At 68.1% G+C, this 20,951-nt stretch carries 23 protein-coding genes; 22 read left to right on the top strand and 1 reads right to left on the bottom strand.

The annotated features are described in order from the left end of the window. Positions 1-11: 11 nt before the first annotated feature. From prfA to RN607_RS10490, 22 genes are all read left to right on the top strand, one after another. Positions 12-1,097: a peptide chain release factor 1 gene (gene prfA / locus RN607_RS10595; RefSeq protein WP_313542521.1), complete on the top strand. Its 1,086-nt coding sequence runs from the start codon at positions 12-14 to the stop codon at positions 1,095-1,097. Between the two features lie 2 nt (positions 1,098-1,099). Then, entirely contained in the window at positions 1,100-1,996 is an 897-nt protein-coding gene (prmC, locus tag RN607_RS10590; RefSeq protein ID WP_313542519.1) for a peptide chain release factor N(5)-glutamine methyltransferase, read from the top strand. Between the two features lie 13 nt (positions 1,997-2,009). Then, on the top strand, positions 2,010-2,675 hold the full coding sequence (locus RN607_RS10585) for an L-threonylcarbamoyladenylate synthase (protein WP_313542516.1): 666 nt from the start codon (positions 2,010-2,012) through the stop codon (positions 2,673-2,675). Beyond that, positions 2,672-3,865, top strand: coding sequence for an MraY family glycosyltransferase (locus RN607_RS10580; protein ID WP_313542514.1), 1,194 nt, complete (start codon positions 2,672-2,674; stop codon positions 3,863-3,865). The genes RN607_RS10585 and RN607_RS10580 overlap by 4 nt, the downstream gene beginning before the upstream one ends. Further along, positions 3,862-4,293, top strand: coding sequence for a Cg1360 family ATP-synthase-associated protein (locus tag RN607_RS10575; RefSeq protein WP_313542512.1), 432 nt, complete (start codon positions 3,862-3,864; stop codon positions 4,291-4,293). The genes RN607_RS10580 and RN607_RS10575 overlap by 4 nt, the downstream gene beginning before the upstream one ends. A 76-nt stretch (positions 4,294-4,369) precedes the next feature. Continuing rightward, positions 4,370-5,167, top strand: coding sequence for a F0F1 ATP synthase subunit A (atpB, locus tag RN607_RS10570; RefSeq protein ID WP_313501731.1), 798 nt, complete (start codon positions 4,370-4,372; stop codon positions 5,165-5,167). 36 nt (positions 5,168-5,203) lie between these two features. Then, entirely contained in the window at positions 5,204-5,437 is a 234-nt protein-coding gene (gene atpE / locus RN607_RS10565) for an ATP synthase F0 subunit C (RefSeq protein WP_062201269.1), read from the top strand. Then, positions 5,434-5,997, top strand: coding sequence for a F0F1 ATP synthase subunit B (locus RN607_RS10560; RefSeq protein ID WP_376784157.1), 564 nt, complete (start codon positions 5,434-5,436; stop codon positions 5,995-5,997). The genes atpE and RN607_RS10560 overlap by 4 nt, the downstream gene beginning before the upstream one ends. Positions 5,998-6,000: 3 nt before the next feature. After that, on the top strand, positions 6,001-6,813 hold the full coding sequence (locus tag RN607_RS10555) for a F0F1 ATP synthase subunit delta (RefSeq protein WP_313496986.1): 813 nt from the start codon (positions 6,001-6,003) through the stop codon (positions 6,811-6,813). Positions 6,814-6,862: 49 nt separating this feature from the next. Continuing rightward, positions 6,863-8,497 (top strand): F0F1 ATP synthase subunit alpha, encoded by a 1,635-nt coding sequence (gene atpA / locus RN607_RS10550; protein ID WP_313496984.1) that lies wholly within the window; start codon positions 6,863-6,865, stop codon positions 8,495-8,497. Between the two features lie 5 nt (positions 8,498-8,502). After that, on the top strand, positions 8,503-9,399 hold the full coding sequence (locus RN607_RS10545) for a F0F1 ATP synthase subunit gamma (protein ID WP_313496982.1): 897 nt from the start codon (positions 8,503-8,505) through the stop codon (positions 9,397-9,399). A gap of 17 nt (positions 9,400-9,416) precedes the next feature. Further along, on the top strand, positions 9,417-10,922 hold the full coding sequence (atpD, locus tag RN607_RS10540) for a F0F1 ATP synthase subunit beta (protein WP_313496980.1): 1,506 nt from the start codon (positions 9,417-9,419) through the stop codon (positions 10,920-10,922). A 3-nt stretch (positions 10,923-10,925) separates the two neighbouring features. Then, on the top strand, positions 10,926-11,195 hold the full coding sequence (locus tag RN607_RS10535; RefSeq protein WP_313496978.1) for a F0F1 ATP synthase subunit epsilon: 270 nt from the start codon (positions 10,926-10,928) through the stop codon (positions 11,193-11,195). A gap of 6 nt (positions 11,196-11,201) precedes the next feature. Then, positions 11,202-11,897 (top strand): endonuclease NucS, encoded by a 696-nt coding sequence (gene nucS, locus RN607_RS10530; RefSeq protein ID WP_313496976.1) that lies wholly within the window; start codon positions 11,202-11,204, stop codon positions 11,895-11,897. A 403-nt stretch (positions 11,898-12,300) separates the two neighbouring features. Beyond that, positions 12,301-13,719 carry a PTS transporter subunit EIIC gene (locus tag RN607_RS10525; RefSeq protein WP_313496974.1) on the top strand — a complete coding sequence of 473 codons (1,419 nt, stop codon included), beginning with the start codon at positions 12,301-12,303 and terminating at the stop codon, positions 13,717-13,719. An 80-nt stretch (positions 13,720-13,799) separates the two neighbouring features. Then, on the top strand, positions 13,800-15,692 hold the full coding sequence (locus RN607_RS10520; RefSeq protein ID WP_313542508.1) for an oxidoreductase: 1,893 nt from the start codon (positions 13,800-13,802) through the stop codon (positions 15,690-15,692). A 28-nt stretch (positions 15,693-15,720) separates the two neighbouring features. Beyond that, the gene (locus tag RN607_RS10515; protein ID WP_313542506.1) at positions 15,721-16,170 is read left to right on the top strand and encodes a PTS sugar transporter subunit IIA; all 450 of its coding nucleotides are present in this window, start codon (positions 15,721-15,723) and stop codon (positions 16,168-16,170) included. An 85-nt stretch (positions 16,171-16,255) separates the two neighbouring features. Next, positions 16,256-17,101 carry a PRD domain-containing protein gene (locus RN607_RS10510; protein WP_313542504.1) on the top strand — a complete coding sequence of 282 codons (846 nt, stop codon included), beginning with the start codon at positions 16,256-16,258 and terminating at the stop codon, positions 17,099-17,101. A gap of 60 nt (positions 17,102-17,161) precedes the next feature. Beyond that, positions 17,162-18,610: a glycoside hydrolase family 1 protein gene (locus RN607_RS10505; RefSeq protein WP_313542503.1), complete on the top strand. Its 1,449-nt coding sequence runs from the start codon at positions 17,162-17,164 to the stop codon at positions 18,608-18,610. 26 nt (positions 18,611-18,636) lie between these two features. Then, positions 18,637-18,948, top strand: a complete 312-nt coding sequence (locus RN607_RS10500; protein ID WP_313496964.1) for an Rv1322 family protein — start codon at positions 18,637-18,639, stop codon at positions 18,946-18,948. 34 nt (positions 18,949-18,982) lie between these two features. After that, positions 18,983-19,708, top strand: coding sequence for an alpha/beta hydrolase (locus tag RN607_RS10495; RefSeq protein ID WP_313545425.1), 726 nt, complete (start codon positions 18,983-18,985; stop codon positions 19,706-19,708). Between the two features lie 63 nt (positions 19,709-19,771). Next, complete coding sequence (locus tag RN607_RS10490; RefSeq protein ID WP_313496962.1) at positions 19,772-20,533, top strand: alpha/beta fold hydrolase; 762 nt, start codon at positions 19,772-19,774, stop codon at positions 20,531-20,533. A gap of 3 nt (positions 20,534-20,536) precedes the next feature. Here the strand turns inward: RN607_RS10490 and RN607_RS10485 are convergent, their stop codons facing one another. Further along, positions 20,537-20,944, bottom strand: a complete 408-nt coding sequence (locus RN607_RS10485) for a hypothetical protein (protein ID WP_313542500.1) — start codon at positions 20,942-20,944, stop codon at positions 20,537-20,539. Positions 20,945-20,951 lie beyond the last annotated feature (7 nt).

Raw genomic sequence — 20,951 nt, 5'->3', positions numbered from 1 at the left:
CAACCGACGACGTGGCCGAGGCCTTCGCAGCCGTCCAGCCGTTGCTGGACGAGTACGCCGACATCGAGCAGCAGCTCGCCGACCCCTCCGTGCATGCGGACGGGGGGCGGGCGCGCACGCTCGGGCGTCGGTTCGCGGAGCTCGGCCGCGTCGTCGCCGCGCATCGCGCGTGGAAGGCGGCGACCGATGACCTCGAGGCCGCACAGGAGATGGCTGAGCTCGATCCCGAGCTCGCCGCAGAGGTCCCCGCGCTGGAGCAGGCCGCCGAGGAGGCGACCGAGCGGCTGCGCCGCATCCTGATCCCTCGCGACCCTGACGATGCGCGGGACGTGATCATGGAGATCAAGTCCGGCGAGGGCGGCGAGGAGTCGGCGCTGTTCGCCGGAGACCTGCTGAAGATGTACCTCAAGTACGCCGAGCATCAGGGCTGGAAGGCCCAGGTGCTCGAGTCGACCGAGACCGACATGGGCGGCTACAAGGACCTGTCCGTCGCGATCAAGGCGCCCGGCAACGTGGACCCCGAGAACGGCGTGTGGGCGCACCTCAAGTACGAGGGCGGCGTGCACCGCGTGCAGCGTGTGCCCGCGACCGAGTCGCAGGGCCGCATCCACACCTCCGCGGCGGGCGTCCTCGTGTACCCCGAGGCGGAGGAGGTCGAGGACCTCGAGCTCGACATGAACGACGTGCGCGTGGACGTCTACCGGTCCTCCGGACCCGGCGGCCAGTCCGTCAACACCACCGACTCGGCCGTCCGGCTCACCCACCTGCCCACGGGCATCGTGGTGAGCTGCCAGAACGAGAAGAGCCAGCTCCAGAACAAGGAGTCGGCCATGCGCATCCTGCGTGCCCGCCTGCTTGCCGCCCAGAAGGAGGCGGCGGAGGCCGAGGCTCAGGACATGCGCAAGTCGCAGGTGCGCACCGTGGACCGCTCGGAGCGCATCCGCACCTACAACTTCCCCGAGAACCGGATCGCGGACCACCGCACCGGCTACAAGGCGTACAACCTCGATCACGTCCTCGGCGGCGAGCTCGGCCCGGTCATCCAGTCCGCGATCGACGCCGACGAGGCCGCTCGCCTCGCCGCGCACCAGGACTGACGGTGCCTTCGGTAGGCGCGCGTCTGCGCGACATCTCGCGGCGCCTGGCCGACGCCGGGGTTCCGTCTCCTGACCACGACGCGGTCGCGCTGATGGCGTACACGTTCGGCTGGACCACCGCCGAGGTGAGGACCGCGGCCGCGCGGGACGACCACTGGCCCGAGGATCCGCTGGACCATGACCTGCTGGAGGCCAGGGTCACGCGCCGCGCGAACCGCGAGCCGCTGCAGCACATCACTGGCTCCGCGCCGTTCCGCCACCTCGATCTCCAGGTAGGCGTCGGCGTGTTCATCCCGCGGCCGGAGACCGAGATGATCGCGCAGGTGGCGCTCGACCTCGCGCGCGACGCCGCGCCGTCGAGCGACGGATTCGTGCACGTGACCGACCTCTGCGCGGGATCGGGGGCGATCGGGCTCTCGATCGCGACGGAGATGGAGAACGCGCACGTCTCCCTGGTCGAGGCGAGCGAGGAGGCGAACGTCTACCTGCGCCTCAACTCCCAGATGCTCCCGCCGAGCGTGCGGCGGCGGGTGCGGCCCATGCTCGCGGACGCTCGCGGCTGCCTGCACCTTTTCGAACGCTGCGCGCAGATCGTCGTCACCAACCCGCCGTACATCCCGCCGAACGCCGTGCCGCGTGACCAGGAGGTGCGCGACTACGACCCGCCGCAGGCGCTGTACGGCCTGGGCGAGGACGGGCTCGAGGTGCCGCGCGCGATCATCGATGAGGCTGCGCGCCTGCTCGAGATCGGCGGATGGCTCGTGATGGAGCATGGCGAGCTTCAGGGCGCTCAGCTGCGCGCGTACGCGGAGTCCTCCGAGTTCTGGGATGACGTCCACACGCGTCAGGACCTGACCGGACGCGACCGCATGCTCGTCGCCCGACGCGTCGGCGTCTGAGACAATCGGGGCCATGATCTACCCCTGCTCGGATCCCGCCACCTGGGGCCCGTCGCTCGACGCCGCCGTCCACGCGGTGGAGCGCGGCGACGTGATCGTCCTCCCCACGGACACGGTGTACGGCGTCGGTGCCGACGCGTTCCAGCCCGATGCGGTGGCACGGGTGCTCGCTGCCAAGGGACGCGGACGCCAGATGCCGCCGCCGGTGCTCATCCCGGACGTCCGCACCGTGGACGGTCTCGCGATCGACGTGCCGGAGTCGGCGCGTGCGCTCATGGAGGCGTTCTGGCCGGGTGCGCTGACCGTCATCGTGATGGCTCAGCCGTCCCTCGCCTGGGACCTGGGCGACACGCATGGAACCGTCGCGCTCCGGATGCCGGATCACGAAGCGGCGCTCGCGCTGCTGCGCCGCACCGGTCCGCTCGCGGTGACGAGCGCCAACCGGACCGGTACTCCCGCAGCGACGTCCGCAGCCGATGCGCAGGCGCAGCTGGGAGAAGCGGTGTCCGTGTACCTCGACGCGGGCGACAGTCCGCTCGGCGAGGCCTCGACCATCGTCGATGCCACGAATCCTGCAGGCCTGCGCATCGTCCGCGCCGGGGGAGTGACCCAGGAGGACATCGTCGGCGTGGTCGGCGAGGAGGCGTTGCTGGGGGCCCCGGAGGCCGGCTCCGAGTGAAGGTCTACCTGACGCTGCTGCTCGTCGCCGCTCTGGTGGCGTACGCGGCGACCCCTGCGATGAGGCACCTGGCACGACGCGTCGGCGCCGTGACCGCGGTGCGCGCGCGCGACGTGCACACGCAGCCGGTCGCGCGGCTCGGGGGAGTGGCGATCTACCTGGGTATCGCCGGAGCGCTCGTCGTGGCCAGCACCGTCAGCTTCCTGTCGCCGGTGTTCGAGGCGTCGCATGCTCCGTGGGGAGTGCTCGCGGGGGCCGGGCTGGTGTGCGCGCTCGGGTTCGCCGATGACGTGTGGGACCTTGACTGGATGGCCAAGCTGGCGGGCCAGATCCTCGCCGCGCTCCTGATGGCGTGGGGTGGCGTGCAGCTGGTGACGGTGCCGATCGCCGGCCTGACCATCGGGTCGTCGTACCTGTCGTTGTCCGCGACCGTGGTGGTGGTGGTCGTCGCGATCAACGCGGTGAACTTCGTCGACGGGCTCGACGGGCTGGCCGCCGGCATGATCACCATCGGCGGGCTGGCCTTCTTCACCTACACCTACCTCCTCGCGCGATCGGCGACGCCTGGCGACTACTCGTCGCTTGCGAGCCTTGTCCTCGCAGTCCTCGTGGGCGCCTGCCTGGGATTCCTGCCGCACAACCTGCATCCGGCGCGCATCTTCATGGGCGATTCGGGCTCGATGGTGCTCGGCCTCATGATCGCGGCGGCGGCGATCATCGTGACCGGTCAGATCGACCCGACCGTGGTGTCGGAGCGCGAGCGGATCCCCGCCTTCATCCCGATCGTGCTGCCGCTGATGGTCGTCGCGGTGCCGCTCATCGACATGGGGGCGGCCGTCATCCGGCGCACGTTGAAGGGGCAGTCTCCCTTCACCCCCGACGCGCACCATCTGCATCATCTGCTGCTGCGCGCCGGCCACAGTCATCGTTGGGCGGTGACGGTCCTCTATCTCTGGACCGCCGTCCTGTCCTTCGGCACGGTGTCCATGGTCTTCCTGTCCACGGCGGGAGCGATCGCGGTGCTCTCCACCGGGATCCTGCTCTCCAGCCTCATCACCTTCTCACCCGGCCTGCGACAGGGCGTCTCGCGCGCGTGGCGGTCCGTGGGCCGGCGCGCGGCACCGCTCCGTGAGAAGGTCACCCCTGAGGGTCGCGCCCTCCCCGACGTCAACCCAGAGGAGAGCTCATGAGAGCCCACGCGCTCGTCTTCCGCAAGGGCCTGATCTGGTCCGCCGTCTCGATCGCCGTCATCGGCGTCGCGGGGGCTGTCGTCGGGTGGTTCGTGGCGGGTTCCGCAGGCCTGTGGTCCGCTGTCGGGGGCTTCGCGGCGGCGGCTGTCTTCGGCCTCGGAACGCAGGCCGTGGCGTACCTCACGGTGCGTCGCCATCCGGTCGTCTGGGTGGCCGCCGTAGGCGCTTCGACGATGGTGAAGATCCTCCTTGTGATGGTCGCCGCTGTGGTCGCGCAGAGCATCGAAGGCCTGGTAAAGCCTATGTTCGGGGCAGTGCTTGTGCTCGGTGCCGTGTCGGCTGTGGTGGTCGACGTGGTGGTGTTCGCACGGGGTCGGATCCCCTATGTCGAGCCACGCACGATGACCTCTGACGATGGGGTAGGCTAAGTCCGTTTCCTGACCAGAACTGGCTTGCTTCCAGCGTGGCCCGGACCGAGGAGGGTGTGCTCTGAACTACGTGTCGATGATCCGTATCGCTACTGAAAGTGGCGACGGATTCCACGCACCCTCGATCAGCGACTTCTATCCCGATGCCCTCTTCGGCGACGGGACGTTCTACGAGTTCAACCGCATCCTGCTCGTGCGCGTGATCGCCACGATCGGCCTGCTCGCGATCATGGGCTTCGTCGCCAAGCGCGCGACGGTCGTCCCTTCGCGCGGCCAGAGCATCGTCGAGCTCATCCTCGGCTACCTGCGCGAGAACGTCGTGTACGGCGTTCTCGGCGAGGAGGTCGGCAAGAGGTACGACAAGCTCCTCATCACGATCTTCTTCGCGATCTTCGCCTTCAACATCACGGGCACGATCCCCGGACTCAACATCGCCTCGACCGGCTTGATCGGCGTGACCCTGGTGCTCGCCGTCCTCATCTGGGTGGTGTACCTGACATCGGGCATCATCAAGCACGGGTTCGTGGGCTACTGGAAGTACTCGCTGTTCCCCTCGGGCGCCGCGCTCGCCGTCAAGCCGCTCATCGCGCTCGTCGACCTGGCGCAGATCGTGCTGATCCGCCCGGCCACCCTTGCGCTGCGACTCACGATCAACATGATCGTCGGACACCTGCTGCTCGCCCTCACGTACTCTGCGACGCAGTACTTCTGGGTCGACGCCGCCTCGAACTTCAACATCGCGTACGGCTTCATCACCTTCTTCGGCATCTTCTTCATGACCGCGCTCGAGGTCTTCGTCGCTGTGCTGCAGGCGTTCATCTTCGTCATGCTCTCTGCGGTCTACATCAACATGGCTGTGTCGGAGGACCACTAACCGTCCGGAGCCTCCGGACGAACGAAAGGAATCACCATGGCAGACGTCACGACGCTTGCTGAGATCACGGGCAACATGAACACCGTGGGATACGGCCTCGCTGCGATCGGCCCGGCCATCGGCCTGGGCATCCTGATGGGCAAGGTCGTCGAGGGCACGGCACGCCAGCCCGAGATGGCCGGTCGCCTCCAGGGCATCATGTGGATCGGCATCGGTCTGATCGAGGTGCTCGCGCTTATCGGCATCGCCACTCCGTTCTTCCTCCCGTGATCGTGACGCAGCAGGCAATCGCGATCTTCGCGGCTGCGGGTGAGGAGAACATCAACCCCCTCATCCCCGCGCCGTTCGAGATCTTCTGGTCGCTGATCCCGCTGGCGGTCGTGTTCTTCGTCTTCTTCCGCTACGTGATGCCCAAGCTGGGTGCCGTGCTGGACGAGCGCGCGGCACTGATCGAGGGCGGCATCTCCAAGGCTGAGAAGGCACAGGCGGAGGCGGCTGCGGCCCTCGAGGAGTACACCGCGCAGCTGACCGAGGCACGTGCCGAGGCAGCTCGCATCCGTGAGGACGCCCGCGCTGAGGCGGCTCAGATCCTCGCGGAGACCCGCGTGAAGGCCGGCCACGAGGCCGACCGCATCGTGGAGACGGCGAACAAGCAGATCGAGGCGGAGCGTCAGCAGGCGATCGTGTCGCTGCGCAGCGACGTCGGCGCGCTCGCCACCGAGCTCGCCTCGAAGATCGTCGGCGAGTCTCTCGCGGACGACGCCCGGCAGCAGCGCGTCATCGACGCGTTCCTGACCGATCTCGAGGCGAATGTGAAGGCGGAGGGGTAGCGGATGCGAGGCACGAGCCAGTCCTCCAGGGCCGCGGTGCTGCGGGAGTTCGAGCCCGTCGCGATCGCGGCAGGCGCGGAGGGCATGACGCTGGCGAGCCAGCTGTTCGTCGTGGTCGACGCACTGGACGGATCGGGCTCGCTCCGGCGCGCGCTGTCCGACCCGGCTCGGGACGGGTCGGCGAAGTCCGCGCTCGTCTCGCAGCTGTTCTCCTCTCTTGACTCCCGCGTGATCGACGTCGTGTCGGCATTCGCGGGACGTCGCTGGTCGGAGGACGAGGACATCGTCGTATCGATCGAGGACGCGGGCGTCAACGCTCTGCTCGCCTCGGCGCAGGCCGACGGCTCCCTCGAGGCCGTGGAGGACGAGCTCTTCCACGTCCAGCGGCTGCTCGAGGGTGAGCGCGACCTGCTGGTGGCGCTCTCCAACCGCTCCGTCTCGCGTGAGGTGCGGCTCGAGCTGCTCGAAGGCATCCTCAAGGGCCGCCTGAGCGCCGTCACGACCGCGCTTCTGAACCGCGCTGTGTCCAAGGTGCGCGGGCAGAGGCTCATCACGACCGTGAAGCAGCTGGTGGAGACGGCTGCGGAACGCCGCGGGCGGCTGCTCGCCTCGGTGGTCTCCGCAGTGGAGCTCAGCGCTTCACAGCGCCAGCGGCTGAGCGCGATCCTGGAGCGGGCCTACGGCCGACAGGTGCAGCTCAACGTGGCCGTGGACCCTGCGGTCCTCGGCGGCATCAAGGTTCAGGTCGGGACGGAGGTCGTTGACGGTACCGTCTTCGCCCGTCTCGACGAAGCACGACGACGACTCGTCAGCTGACCGCTGACACGACCATTCCACCCACGGGTGGAACCGACAGGAGACAGTCATGACTGACGTGACGATCAGCCCCGACGAGATCCGGGCTGCACTCGACAACTACGTGAAGTCGTACGAGCCCAAGGGCGCGGTGACCGACGAGGTCGGCACCGTGACGCTCGCGGGTGACGGCATCGCGCAGGTCGAGGGCCTCCCCGGCTGCATGGCCAACGAGCTGCTGCGCTTCGAGGACGGGACCCTCGGTCTCGCACTGAACCTCGATGTGCGCGAGATCGGCGTCGTCGTGCTGGGCGAGTTCACCGGCATCGAGGAGGGCCAGTCGGTGCAGCGCACCGGCGAGGTGCTCTCCGTCGCGGTCGGAGACGGCTACCTGGGTCGTGTGGTCGACCCGCTCGGCAACCCGATCGACGGTCTCGGCGAGGTGGCCACCACCTCTCGCCGTGCGCTCGAGCTTCAGGCGCCTGGCGTCATGCACCGCAAGTCGGTCCACGAGCCCCTGCAGACCGGCCTCAAGGCCGTCGACGCGATGATCCCGATCGGCCGTGGGCAGCGCCAGCTCATCATCGGTGACCGCCAGACCGGCAAGACCGCCATCGCTATCGACACGATCATCAACCAGAAGGCGAACTGGGAGAGCGGCGACCCGACCAAGCAGGTCCGTTGCATCTATGTCGCCATCGGCCAGAAGGGCTCGACCATCGCCTCCGTGCGTGGCGCCCTCGAGGATGCCGGAGCGCTGGAGTACACGACGATCGTCGCCGCGCCCGCCTCCGACCCCGCCGGCTTCAAGTACCTGGCGCCTTACACCGGCTCGGCCATCGGCCAGCACTGGATGTACGACGGCAAGCACGTCCTCATCATCTTCGACGACCTGTCGAAGCAGGCCGAGGCCTACCGTGCGGTCTCGCTGCTCCTGCGTCGTCCGCCGGGCCGCGAGGCCTACCCGGGTGATGTGTTCTACCTGCACTCCCGTCTGCTCGAGCGTTGCGCGAAGCTGTCGGACGACATGGGCGCCGGTTCGATGACCGGCCTGCCCGTCATCGAGACCAAGGCCAACGACGTGTCGGCGTACATCCCGACCAACGTCATCTCCATCACCGACGGCCAGATCTTCCTGCAGTCGGACCTCTTCAACGCCAACCAGCGTCCCGCGATCGACGTCGGCATCTCGGTGTCCCGTGTCGGTGGCTCCGCGCAGGTCAAGGCCATGAAGAAGGTGTCCGGCACCCTGAAGATCGACCTGGCTCAGTACCGCTCGCTCGAGGCGTTCGCGATGTTCGCGTCCGACCTCGACGCCGCGTCGCGCCAGCAGCTGACCCGTGGTGCCCGCCTCATGGAGCTGCTGAAGCAGCCCCAGTACTCGCCCTACCCGGTCGAGGAGCAGGTCGTCTCCATCTGGGCCGGCACGAAGGGCAAGCTCGACAAGATCGCGCTGGCCGACGTGCTGCGGTTCGAGCGCGAGCTGATCGACCACCTGCGTCGCAACACCTCGATCCTCACGGACATCGCGACGTCGGGCCAGCTCTCCGACGACACCGAGGCTGCTCTTGCGACCGCGGTCGACGACTACCTGTCGACGTTCCTCGACTCTGAGGGCACCGAGCTGTCGACGACCTCGGCGATCGAGGGCGGCGGCGATGTCGACGTCGAGCAGGAGCAGATCGTCGCGAAGAAGAAGAAGTAGGGACGATGAGCGGCAAGCAGCGCGAGTACCGGGGGCGGATCCGGTCCACGCAATCGCTGAAGAAGATCTTCCGCGCGATGGAGCTGATCGCTGCGTCGCGCATCGGGAAGGCTCGTCAGCGTGTGGGCCAGGCCGCTCCGTACACCCGTGCCATCACCCGTGCGATCAGCGCGGTGGCGACGCACTCGTCGATCGACCACCCGCTGACGTCCGAGCGCACCGACACCAACAGGGTCGCGATGCTCGTGGTGACGGCCGACCGCGGCATGGCGGGCGCCTACTCGGCGAACGTCCTGCGCGAGGCCGAGCGCCTGCGTGAGCGCCTCGAGTCGGACGGCAAGGAGGTCGTCCAGTACGCCTCCGGTCGCCGTGCCGTGTCGTACTACAAGTTCCGTCACCGTGAGCTCGCGGGGCAGTGGGACGACGGTTCCGACTCGCCCGAGTTCGCCCGCGCGAAGGAGATCTCCGAGGCGCTCTACGAGGCGTTCCGCGCGGATGCCGACAAGGGCGGCGTGTCCGAGATCCACCTGGTGTTCACCCGCTTCAACTCGATGGTGAACCAGGAGCCCCGCGTCATCCGGATGCTCCCCATCGAGGTCGTGGAAGGCGTGGCGGGACCGGGCGAGGAGGTCGAGCCGCTGTACGACTTCGAGCCCGGTGCCGAGGAGGTCCTCGACGCTCTGCTGCCGCGTTACATCCAGTCGCGCATCTTCACATGCCTGCTGCAGGCGGCGGCCTCGGAGCTCGCCAACCGCCAGCGCGCGATGAACACCGCTGTCACGAACGCGGAGGACATCATCCGTCAGTACACCCGACTCGCCAACTCGGCGCGTCAGGCAGAGATCACCCAGGAGATCAGCGAGATCGTCTCGGGCGCCGATGCGCTCGCGGCGGGCTCCTGATTGGAAGCGAGAGAGTAATGACTCCCACTGCGAAGACCGCCAAGACCGTCGGCGACGAGGTCGACGAGGCCACGCCCGCCGCCCGCGGCCCGGTGACGGGTCGCGTGGCTCGCGTGATCGGCCCCGTGGTCGACATCGAGTTCCCCGCGGACGCCATCCCGGACATCTACAGCGCCCTCACCACCGAGATCGACCTCTCGAGCCAGGGCGAGGACGAGGGCGTCCTGCACATGACGCTCGAGGTCGCTCAGCACCTCGGCGACAACATGGTGCGTGCGGTCGCGCTCAAGCCGACCGACGGCCTGGTGCGCGGTGCGACCGTGACCGACACAGGCAAGCCGATCTCCGTCCCCGTCGGTGACGTCACCAAGGGCCACGTGTTCAACGTGACCGGTGAGGTCCTGAACCTCGAGCCGGACGAGAAGCTCGAGATCACCGAGACCTGGCCGATCCACCGGAAGCCGCCGGCCTTCGACCAGCTCGAGTCCAAGACGTCCATGTTCGAGACCGGCATCAAGGTCATCGACCTTCTCACGCCGTACGTGCAGGGTGGAAAGATCGGCCTCTTCGGTGGCGCGGGCGTCGGCAAGACGGTCCTCATCCAGGAGATGATCTACCGCGTCGCGAACAACCACAACGGCGTCTCGGTGTTCGCGGGCGTCGGAGAGCGTACGCGCGAGGGCAACGACCTCATCCAGGAGATGAGCGAGTCGGGCGTCATCAAGCAGACCGCTCTCGTGTTCGGCCAGATGGACGAGCCGCCGGGCACGCGTCTTCGCGTGGCGCTGTCGGCCCTGACCATGGCGGAGTACTTCCGTGATGTGCAGAAGCAGGACGTGCTGCTGTTCATCGACAACATCTTCCGCTTCACGCAGGCCGGTTCCGAGGTGTCCACCCTGCTGGGCCGCATGCCGTCCGCGGTGGGCTACCAGCCCAACCTCGCCGACGAGATGGGTCAGCTGCAGGAGCGCATCACGTCGACTCGCGGCCACTCGATCACCTCGCTGCAGGCGATCTACGTGCCTGCGGACGACTACACCGACCCGGCACCTGCGACCACGTTCGCGCACCTCGACGCCACGACCGAGCTCTCCCGTGAGATCGCGTCGAAGGGTCTGTACCCGGCCGTCGACCCGCTCACCTCGACCTCCCGCATCCTCGACCCGCGCTACGTGGGCAAGGACCACTACGAGGTGGCGAACCAGGTCAAGTCGATCCTCCAGCGCAACAAGGAGCTGCAGGACATCATCGCCATCCTCGGTGTCGACGAGCTGTCCGAGGAGGACAAGATCATCGTCGCCCGTGCGCGTAAGATCCAGCAGTTCCTGTCGCAGAACACCTACATGGCCACGCAGTTCACGGGTGTCGAGGGCTCGACCGTCCCGCTGACGGAGACCATCGAGGCGTTCAAGGGTCTGTGCAGCGGTGAGTTCGACCACATCTCCGAGCAGGCCTTCTTCAACATCGGTGGCCTCGAGGACCTCGACAAGGCGTGGAACCGTATCCAGAAGGAGATCGGCTAACCCATGGCCTCCATCACCGTCGACATCGTCGCCCCGGACCAGACTCTCTGGTCCGGGACGGCGCGGTCGGTGACCGCACCCACCGTGGAGGGATCCATCGGTCTGCTGCCGCACCACGAGCCGGTCCTGTCCGTGCTCGCGGTCGGGGTGGTGGCCGTGGTCTCCGACGACGGGTCGCGCACCGAGCTTCCCATCACCGGCGGCTTCCTGTCGTTCGACCACGATACGGTGACGATCGTCGCCGACCCGGGGTCGGGCGTCGCCGCCTCGTAGCGTCGCATGCGGGTAGTGATCGCCCGCTGTGCCGCCCGCTACACCGGCCGGCTCAGCGCTCACCTGCCGCTCGCCACGCGGGCGATCATGGTGAAGGCAGACGGCTCTGTGCTGTTGCATTCCGACGGCGGCTCCTACAAGCCGCTCAACTGGATGAGCCCGCCTTGCACGATGCGGGAGGTCGCGCCGGAGCCGGAGGCGTCCGAGCGCGGGGTTGCCCTGGTGTGGGTGGTGCAGCATCAGAAGTCCGACGACCGGTTGGAGATCGATCTGCACGAGGTGCTGTCGGACACCGAGCACGAGCTCGGCGTGGACCCGGGCCTCGTGAAGGATGGCGTCGAGGCGCACCTCCAGGAGCTGCTCGCGGAGCAGGTGAGCCTGCTGGGCGATGGTTACACGCTCGTGCGCCGCGAGTTCCCCACGGCGATTGGCCCGGTCGACATCATGGCAAAGGACGCCAATGGAGCGTCCGTGGCGATCGAGATCAAGCGGCGTGGAGAGATCGATGGCGTGGAGCAGCTGACGCGCTACCTCGAGCTCCTGAATCGCGATCCACTGCTCGCGCCGGTGAGCGGAGTCTTCGCCGCGCAGGAGATCAAGCCGCAGGCGCGTGTGCTTGCCGAGGACCGCGGCATCCGCTGCCTGCTGCTCGATTACGAGGGCATGCGCGGCGCAGAGGACCTGTCGACCCGTCTGTTCTGACGTGGGCCACGTTGCATCGCCGCGCGCGCGGGACGCCGGCGCGCAGCGGAGCCACCCTTGGGATGTTCCGTCGGCCGCGGCGCGGCGCGAGCCAACGGAGCCTCGCGTGATGCGGCGTCGCGGATGGACACAGGTCGTTGCGATCCAGGGCATTTGCGCTCGAATCGGTTCTGCTCCATAATCTCCTTGCGACGTCCCATGCGTCGCATGGTTTTGGGATTGTGACTCCTTGCGAGGCGAGACCCGGACCTGGCAGTGGCTATGGCCGCATGCTGGTCCGGTGCTCCTGCTCCGGGCCTGTGTCGGCCCGTTCATAGGAGGACAACGTGGTCCAGGACCGTACAACCGCCAGCTCTGACGTTCTCGCGTTCCGAGCGTCTCTCACCGAGGGTGAGGGCCGCTGATGTTCGAGGAGTTCGCCACAGAGGCCGTCGCCGCAGTCGGCGGCCCACAGAACATTCGCGGCGTGACGCATTGTGCGACGCGGCTGCGCTTTCAGCTCCGCGACACGTCGGTCGTGGACAAGGAGAGGATCCAGGCTCTCGACCAGGCCGTCGGCCTGCGCGAGTCCGGGAGCCAACTTCAGATCGTCGTCGGGATGCAGGTGCCCGACGCGTATGCCGCGGTGGTCGCCATCGACGGCGTCGAAGAGCTCGCGGACGACTCAGCGGCCGGCGCCGACGAGCGTGCCAAGGCGGATGCGCCCGCGGTCAAGAAGGGATCGATCTTCGATCGCCTGCTCGCCACGATCTCGGCGATCTTCACCCCCTACATCCCGCTGCTCGCCACCGTCGGCATCTTGAAGGGTGCGATCGACCTGTCGGTGAACTTCGGCTGGCTGTCTGCGGACTCGAGCACATACACGATCCTGCAGTCCCCGTGGAACGCGTTGCTGTACTTCTTCCCGATCCTGCTTGCGTTCACCGCGGCCAAGCAGTTCGGCGGCAACCCGTACGTCGGCGCCCTGATCGGTGCCTCCCTCGTGGAGCCCAACCTGGTGGCGATCACGGGGTCCGGGTCCGACGTGTCGTTCTTCGGCATCCCGTTCGTGGCGCAGTCCTTCAGCGGCACGGTGATCCCGATCATCTTCGGCATGTGGGCGTTCGGCTACCTCGAGCGCTGGCTCAAGCGGGTCATGCCCAAGATCACCCATCTCCTGCTGGTCCCGCTCGTGTCGGTTGCCGTCATGGTGCCTGCGATGCTCCTGGTGTTCGGTCCTATCGGATTCAGCATCGCCAAGGTGATCGCGCTCGGTTACGAGTGGCTCGTCGGCTACCCGATCCTGCTCGGTGCGGTCTTCGGCGCGTTCTTCATCTACGTGATCATGATCGGCGCGCACTGGGTGGTTCTCCCGATCCAGCTCGGCATTCTCGCCAGCCAGGGCTACGAGTACTCGCTCGCTGCCGGGGGCATGGGCAACTACGCGCTGCTCGGCGTGGTGCTCGCGGTGGCGCTGCTCGACAAGGACAAGCCGACCAGGCAGGTGGCGGGCGGTGCAGCCTTCGTGAACTTCCTGTCGGGCATCACGGAGCCCGGACTGTACGGCATCGTGATGAAGAACAAGCGGTACTTCGGTGCGCTCACGCTTGGAGGTCTCGCGGGCGGCCTCGTGTGCGGGATCACCGGCACCTACATCACCGCGTTCGCGTTCACGGGCCTGTTCGGCCTGCCTGCATTCGCGTCGTCGCCCAAGGCGGTGCCGTACTTCATCGCGGTGGTGGTCTCGATCGCGGTCGGCTTCGCGGCGACCGCCCTGATCGAGAAGAGCCGCCGCCGCCCCGTCGTCGAGGGTGACGTCGTCAAGGAGGCCGTGAGCGCGTAGAAGCGCCCGAGGCCCTCCCCATCCCCCATGAGGGTGCGCGCCGCGCTCGCTGTGGCGCGCACCCTCCGAAGGAGCATCGAATGAAGTACCCGCTGTTGTTCAGCCCGCTCGTCATCAACGGGATGATGACGAAGAACCGCATTGTCGCGACTCCCACGGGCGAGCATTTCGAGGACAAGGCGCTCGGCGGTGCCGGCATCGTCATCGCCGGGCACGCGATCGTCGAGCCCGGCCGTTCCAGTTACGCCTCGGGAGATGAGCCGGACGCGTTCGCGAAGTACGAGGTCGAGGAGACTCGACGTCGCATCCTGAGGGTCCATCAGGGAGGCGCCAAGGCGTCGATCGAGATCTTCCACGGCGGCGAGCATGCACGCGTGAAGGACTTCGCGCGGGGACCGGACGCGAAGGTTCGGGCCGACGGCGTGGAGGTGCGTGCCATGACCGCGGCCGACATGGACGAGGTTCTCGCGCACTATGCGCGGACCGTGCGCAACGCCCGCGATGTCGGCTTCGACATGGTCTTCATGCACTTCGGCCACGGCTGGCTGCCTGCACAGTTCCTGTCGCCGCGCACCAACCACCGGACCGACGAGCACGGCGGCTCGCTCGAGAACCGCGCGCGGTTCCCGCTGAGGATCCTCGAGACGGTGCGCGAGGCCGTAGGCCCCGACTTCCCGGTCGACATGCGCATCAGTGCCGTGGAGTTCATGGACGGTTCGATCGAGTTCTCGGACGTCCTCCAGTTCATCAGGTGGGCCGAGCCGTACCTGGACGCGGTGCAGATCTCCGCGGGCGTGGACATCGGCATCCAGGGCAACGTGCACATGGCCACCACGAACTTCGAGCCGCATCACCCCAATGCCGCGTGGGCTGCACAGGTCCGTGAGGCCGTGAGCATCCCGGTCGCGGTGGTGGGTGCTGTCATGAACCCCGACGAGGCGGAGCGCCTGATCGCCGACGGGGCGGTCGACATGGTCGCGCTCGGCCGTCCGCTGATCGCCGATCCTGACTGGCCGCGGAAGGCGCAGGAGGGGCGAGGCGGAGACATCACGCCGTGCATCCGCTGCCTGCAGTGCTATCACATCTCCACAGAGCGGCGGCATGTGGGCTGCTCCGTGAACCCGCGGTTCTGGAACGAGGAGATCGTTCCCCGCAGGCTCGAGCCCGCGGTGCGGCCGCGGAGGCTGGTCGTCGTCGGGGGAGGGCCTGCAGGCATCACGGGTGCCCTCACCGCCGCACGTCGCGGTCACGAGGTGATCCTGCTCGAACGCTCCGATGCTCTGGGCGGCCAGCTCCGGTGGATCGCGCAGGAGCGGTACAAGGAGGACATCGCCGCCTACCTCGCCTACCTGGAGCGTCAGGTCGAAGCGAGCTCCATCGACGTGCGGCTCGGCGTGGACGCGACTCCGGACGTGATCAAGGAGCTCACGCCCGACGCGCTCATGATCGCGGTCGGCGCAAGCGAGGTGGAACTTCCGATCCCGGGCGTGGACGGCGCGCACGTGCTCACCGGTAACGAGGCGGTGGAGCGCGAGCATGAGCTCGGTGACGAGGTGGTCATTCTCGGTGCGGGCCAGATCGGCACAGAGATCGGGCTCGAGCTCGCGACGTTCTCCGACCGGCACGTGACGTTGGTCGACCCGGGAGACACATACGCGAGGCGCGGCAACACCCTCTATCGGGAGGGGCTGCGGCAGAAGCTCGACGCGGCATCGACGCGGATGGAGTTCCGCTGGGGAACGGCGTGCCAGCGCATCGAGGCCGACCACGTGGTGGTGCGGGACGCCGACGGAGAGCTGTCGACCATCCCTGCGGACCATGTGATCGTGGCGGTGGGGATGAAGCCCCGCAAGGTCGAGGCCCAGGCGTTCTACGGCGTCGTCGCCGAGACGGTGATGGTGGGTGACTGCAACGCGCCCCGGATCATCCAGGACGCGGTGTTCGAGGCCCACTCGTACGCGATGAATCTGTGAAGCACGGAATGGAAGAGTGAAGGGAAGCATGACGACCTACGTACAGGCTCCAACTTCTGGAGTGGTGATCCCGTTGGCCGAGACCAGCGACCCCATCTTCGCCTCGGGGGCCCTGGGGCCGGGAGTCGCGATCCGCCCCGGTGGTGAGACATTCGTCGCGCCCCTCGCAGGGACGCTCGTGACGGTGATGCCGCACGCCTATGGGATCGCAGGCGACGACGGAGTCGAGGTGCTCGTGCATATCGGGATCGACACGGTCGAGCTCGAGGGCAGGCACTTCGTTCCCGTGGTGGCCAAGGGCCAGCACGTGGAAGCGGGGGACGCCTTCGTCACTGCGGACCTGGAGGCCATCGCCGCGGCCGGGTTCGACACGGTCACGATCGTGGTGGTGACGAACGCTGGCGGTCTAGGCGCGGTGGAGCCCGTGGCCGACGGCCCTGTCGACGCAGGCGCGGCTGTGCTCAAGGTCTCGGCGTAGGGAGAGCGATGATGAGGAAGAGAACCGTCGACAACGACGTCGCCGGTGCGAGGGGCATGCACGCAGCCACGAAGGAGGCCGTGCGATGAGAATCCTCAAGATCTTCAACAACAGCATCCTGCTCGCTCAGCGGGACGACGGGAGCGAGGTCGTGGTGCGCGGCTCGGGTGTGGGCTTCGGGCGTTCCACGGGCGAGGAGGTTCCCGAGGAGCTGGTCGACAAGACATACGTGCCGAGCGGGGCGACGCCCGTGGAGCGCGTGGTCCAGCTCCTGCTGGAGATCAGGCCCCAGGTGCTGTCCGTCGCAGAGCTGATCCTCGATGAGGCGCGCGCGGACCTGGGAGCGAAGGTCAGCGAGCATGCGTTGCTGCCGCTTGCCGACCATCTGAGCTTCGCGATCGAACGGGTGGAGTCGGGCGACGTCGCGACATATCCGCTCCGTTGGGAGGTGGGGACGCTGTATCCCCGTGAGACGGTGTTCGCGCGCCGCGCGTTGCGGATCGTCGAACGGGAGGTCGGGACGAAGCTTCCGGACGAGGAGGCGGTGCCGCTTGCGTTGCATCTCGTGAACGGGCAGTTCGTCGACGGCTCGATGGCGTTGGCGGCGCACGTGACCGATGTCCTCACAGAGAGCCTGACGGTGATCGCGGAGCGATGGAACGGCGAGCTCGACGTGGACGGGATGGATGCCTCGCGCTTCATCACGCATCTGCGCTACCTGATTGCGAGATGCCTGGAGGGGAAGGTGGTTCCGGGGCTCGACGTTCGTGTCGCGGAGGCGCTGCGCGAAGCCAATGCGGCGGAGTATGAGGTGGCGGCCGAGGTTGCGGGGCTGCTGGAGCGGGAGTTCGACTTCACGGTCGGCGAGGACGAGAGGCTGTACCTGACGGTGCATGTGGCACGGCTCGCTACGCGCGCGGCGAAGGGCTGAGCGGCGCCGTCGACCCTGCGGCCGTGACGCAGATCGAAACGTTTCGGTACACTCGTCCGCATGACCTCACGCTTCCCTGACGGCTTCCTGCTCGGCGCGGCCACCGCGTCCTACCAGATCGAGGGCGGCGCGACCGAGGGTGGTCGCGGCGCCTCCATCTGGGACACGTTCTCCCACACGCCTGGCAAGGTCGTCGGCGGTGACACCGGCGACGTCGCATGCGACCACTTCCACCGCTGGCAGTCCGACATCGACATGATGGCGGACCTCGGCCTCGAGGCGTACCGCTTCTCCATCGCGTGGCCCCGTGTGCAGCCCACCGGCACCGGCGAGTTCAACGACGAGGGGATCGAGTTCTACAAGGGCATCATCGCGCGCCTCAAGGACAAGGGCATCAAACCCCTCGTGACGCTCTACCACTGGGATCTCCCGCAGGCCCTGGACGATGCTGGCGGCTGGCTGAGCCGTGACACCGTCGACGCGTTCGTCGCGTATGCGGTCCGGATGGTGCAGGAGCTCGGTGACGACGTCGAGATGTGGACCACCTTCAACGAGCCGTGGGTCGCGTCGTTCGTCGGCTACGGCGCAGGCGCGCACGCGCCCGGGCATGCGGACGACGTCGAGGCCCTTGTCGCCGCCCACCATCTGAACCTGGCCCACGCCCGCGCATATCGGGCGATCAAGTCGTTCCGGCCGGACCTGCAGGTGGGCCTGGTCAACAACTGCCACACGCCGCGCCCCTGGGATCCGTCCAACCCGAAGGACGTGTGGGCGTCCGCACATATCGACGCGCTGGCCAACACCTTCTTCCACGAGCCGTTCATCCGTGGCACATACCCCGCGGTGCTCAAGCCCAACACGGCGCACCTCACCGACTGGTCGTTCGTGCACGACGGCGACCTCGCGGAGATGCACGGGGCCGTCGACTGGTTCGGCGTGAACTACTACGCGTCGCATCTGGTGCGCCACAACCCGCACAAGGGCGCTGCCACGTCGGACGTCGCGACGCTCGCCGACGGGCATAAGGCCGGCGCGAACTCGCCGTGGCCCGGTGACGAGGAGATCGAGTTCATGCGGCCGCTCGGCAAGCTCACGGCGATGGGCTGGAACATCGACCCCGACGCCTTCCACGCGCACCTGCTCAAGATCCACCGCGAGACGGGCAAGCCGATCTACGTCACGGAGAACGGCTCCGCCTGGGATGACGTCATCGCCGAGGACGGCCGCATCCATGATGCGGACCGCATCGACTACTTCCGGGGGCACCTGGCGGCCGTGCTGAAGGCGATCGACGAGGGCGCGGACGTGCGCGGTTACATGGCGTGGTCGCTGATGGACAACTTCGAGTGGGCGCAGGGCTATGCCAAGCGCTTCGGCATGGTCCATGTCGACTACGACACCCTCGTGCGCACCTGGAAGGACTCCGCGTACTGGTACCGCGAGACGCTGCGCACGCGGGAGATCGCTCCCGCGGACATCGACGTCGAGACCCCGGCGCGGACCTACTGAACTCCGAGCCTTCGTAGACTGGCCGCATGCCCTCGAAGCGCCGCTCCTCGAAGCGCCCGTACGGCCAGCCCTACCAGGAGCTGGACGTCGAGCGGCTCGCAGGGTCCGTGGGGGCGCGTCGCGAGATCGGCCCTGGCGGCGAGGAGTACCTGGTCGCCGTCCCCCGCCCGAACGACCGCACCTACCTGTGCCCGGCGTGCGGTCAGGAGATCGACGGCGGCACGCCGCATCTGGTCGCATGGGCGGCCGACGGGCTCTTCGGGTCGGAGGCCGCGGCCGCTGCGCGTCGCCACTGGCACACACACTGCTGGAACACCTATGGGAGGACTCGTGGCTGAGGTCGAGCCGAGCATCACCGCCGCGCCGACGGATATGGCCGAGGTCAGGTCCACGACGGTGCTTCCGGCGATCCGGGAGGAGATCGAGCTCCACACCGCCGACGGCCTGACACTGGTCGGCGAGCTTGCGATGCCCGCGTCGGGCCGGGTCGCCGCCACCCTGGTCACCATGCATCCGCTCCCCACCCACGGCGGTTTCATGGACTCGCACGTCTTCCGCAAGGCTGCGTGGCGGCTGCCGTACTTCGCTGACATCGCCGTGCTGCGCTTCAACACGCGTGGCACGTCGTCGCCACGTGGACGGTCGGAGGGCGAGTTCGATGGCGGCGCTGGCGAAGCGCACGATCTGCGCGCCGCAGTGGCGTTCGCCCACGAACGGGGTCTGCCGCACGTGTGGGTCGTGGGCTGGAGCTTCGGCACCGAGGTCACGCTCATGCACGGCGCCGATCAGGACATCGACGGTGCGGTCCTCCTGTCGCCGCCCCTGCACCGTGCACGGGACGAAGACCTGGAACGGTGGGCCGCGTCGGGAAAGCCTGTCCTCGCACTGGTCCCCGAGCACGACGACTTCCTCAAGCCGGACGAGGCGAGGGAGCGGTTCGCGCCCCTGACGCAGCTCGAGCTCGTCGCCGTGCCGGACGCGAAGCACCTGTGGGTGGGAGAGCGGTTCGTCCGGATCGTGCTCGATGCGATCGTTGCGCGCGTCGCTCCGGAACGCGGGCCGCTTCCCGCGTACGCGCCCACCTCCGTGGTGCAATAGAGAGGCGGCGGCCCGGCAGGGCCGTCCGCACCAGTGTTCCGGCCAGTCTGTCTGGAGGAGACCGTGAGCGTCATCCCCGACGGCACCCCCGTGGTGCTGCTGAACGCCTTCCCTGTCGATCGTGCCCAATGGGACCCGCTGATCGACGCGATGGCGGACATCGATGCCCTTCCCGGCGACGTGATCTCCTTCGACATGCCTGGTATCGGAGAGATGCCCATCCCGGATGAGGAGCCGTCGCTCGAGCTGATCGCCGATGCGGCGGTGGCGGCGATGCGCGAGACCACCGGCCACGACGCCGCCGTGTGGATCGGCTGCTCGATGGGCGGCTATGTGGCGATGGCCGTCGCGGAGCGCCACCCCGACGCTGTGGCCGGCCTGGGGCTCATCGCCACCCGAAGCACCGCCGACACCAGGGAGGCGCACGAGAACCGCCTGGCGATGGCAGCCGCCATGGACGGCGCTCCGGGAGTCCCCGATCCGCGCGCGATGGCGGAGGACCTGGTCGGCACGCAGGGGCCCGGGCGCGCGGCACTCGTCGATGCGATCGCCGCGAACATCGCCACGCACTCGGGTGCCGGCATCGCTTGGGGGCAGCGCGCCATGGCAGCACGTCCCGACCGCACCGCGGTCCTGGCGGAGATCGACGGCCCCGCGGTCGTCATCGGGGGAGAGCACGACAAGCTCGTCTCGTCGCACGACATCGCGGTGATGGCGGAGGCGCTGTTCATCGAGCCGGTGCTCGTGTACGGAGTCGGACACCTCGCGGCATTCGAGGCGCCCCAGGAGGTCGCTCGCCTGCTCGCACCGCTCACCGCTGGCTGAGGCTCAGCGGTCCGAGCGCTCCAGCACCCGGGAGAGGGCGACCGACAGCGGGATCGACTCGCCGTCCCTGCCACCACGGCCCAGCTCGAGCGGCGGATCGGAAGGGCTCAGCGTTGCGCCGCGCAGACGCGCGACGAGTCCACCCTGCACGGACAGCACGTAGAACTCGCCATCCGTCCCCACGGCGACCGAGCGGTCCTTCTTGAGGTACCAGCCCTCGACACCGGTCCTGTAGCCTCCGCGGCCGTCGTAGCCGCGCGCCACCAGTGGGGAAGGCATGAGCCCTGCCGCGCGCGCGTCGGCCAGGAACTGGGCGAGCAGCTCGCGCGCGCGGGATGCCTCCTCCGCGCGTGCCCGGTCGAGCGCGGACGCGCGCAGCAGCGCGTCGTGAGGCTCGACCGGGTCGGTCATCGTGGGA

Source organism: Demequina capsici (genome assembly GCF_032102965.1).
Lineage (GTDB): Bacteria > Actinomycetota > Actinomycetes > Actinomycetales > Demequinaceae > Demequina > Demequina capsici.
This window is presented reverse-complemented; position numbering and strand designations above follow the sequence as displayed.

What these genes read in the sequence shown, in the direction of transcription:
- RN607_RS10505 (WP_313542503.1), top strand. Translation starts at nt 17,162, where the DNA reads ATGACCTCACGCTTCCCTGACGGCTTCCTGCTCGGCGCGGCCACCGCG.
- atpB (WP_313501731.1), top strand. Translation starts at nt 4,370, where the DNA reads ATGATCCGTATCGCTACTGAAAGTGGCGACGGATTCCACGCACCCTCG.
- RN607_RS10525 (WP_313496974.1), top strand. Translation starts at nt 12,301, where the DNA reads ATGTTCGAGGAGTTCGCCACAGAGGCCGTCGCCGCAGTCGGCGGCCCA.
- RN607_RS10555 (WP_313496986.1), top strand. Translation starts at nt 6,001, where the DNA reads ATGCGAGGCACGAGCCAGTCCTCCAGGGCCGCGGTGCTGCGGGAGTTC.
- atpE (WP_062201269.1), top strand. Translation starts at nt 5,204, where the DNA reads ATGGCAGACGTCACGACGCTTGCTGAGATCACGGGCAACATGAACACC.
- atpD (WP_313496980.1), top strand. Translation starts at nt 9,417, where the DNA reads ATGACTCCCACTGCGAAGACCGCCAAGACCGTCGGCGACGAGGTCGAC.
- nucS (WP_313496976.1), top strand. Translation starts at nt 11,202, where the DNA reads ATGCGGGTAGTGATCGCCCGCTGTGCCGCCCGCTACACCGGCCGGCTC.
- atpA (WP_313496984.1), top strand. Translation starts at nt 6,863, where the DNA reads ATGACTGACGTGACGATCAGCCCCGACGAGATCCGGGCTGCACTCGAC.
- RN607_RS10510 (WP_313542504.1), top strand. Translation starts at nt 16,256, where the DNA reads ATGAGAATCCTCAAGATCTTCAACAACAGCATCCTGCTCGCTCAGCGG.
- RN607_RS10495 (WP_313545425.1), top strand. Translation starts at nt 18,983, where the DNA reads ATGGCCGAGGTCAGGTCCACGACGGTGCTTCCGGCGATCCGGGAGGAG.
- RN607_RS10545 (WP_313496982.1), top strand. Translation starts at nt 8,503, where the DNA reads ATGAGCGGCAAGCAGCGCGAGTACCGGGGGCGGATCCGGTCCACGCAA.
- RN607_RS10585 (WP_313542516.1), top strand. Translation starts at nt 2,010, where the DNA reads ATGATCTACCCCTGCTCGGATCCCGCCACCTGGGGCCCGTCGCTCGAC.
- RN607_RS10485 (WP_313542500.1), bottom strand. Translation starts at nt 20,944, where the DNA reads ATGACCGACCCGGTCGAGCCTCACGACGCGCTGCTGCGCGCGTCCGCG.
- RN607_RS10500 (WP_313496964.1), top strand. Translation starts at nt 18,637, where the DNA reads ATGCCCTCGAAGCGCCGCTCCTCGAAGCGCCCGTACGGCCAGCCCTAC.
- RN607_RS10575 (WP_313542512.1), top strand. Translation starts at nt 3,862, where the DNA reads ATGAGAGCCCACGCGCTCGTCTTCCGCAAGGGCCTGATCTGGTCCGCC.
- RN607_RS10520 (WP_313542508.1), top strand. Translation starts at nt 13,800, where the DNA reads ATGAAGTACCCGCTGTTGTTCAGCCCGCTCGTCATCAACGGGATGATG.
- RN607_RS10535 (WP_313496978.1), top strand. Translation starts at nt 10,926, where the DNA reads ATGGCCTCCATCACCGTCGACATCGTCGCCCCGGACCAGACTCTCTGG.
- RN607_RS10515 (WP_313542506.1), top strand. Translation starts at nt 15,721, where the DNA reads ATGACGACCTACGTACAGGCTCCAACTTCTGGAGTGGTGATCCCGTTG.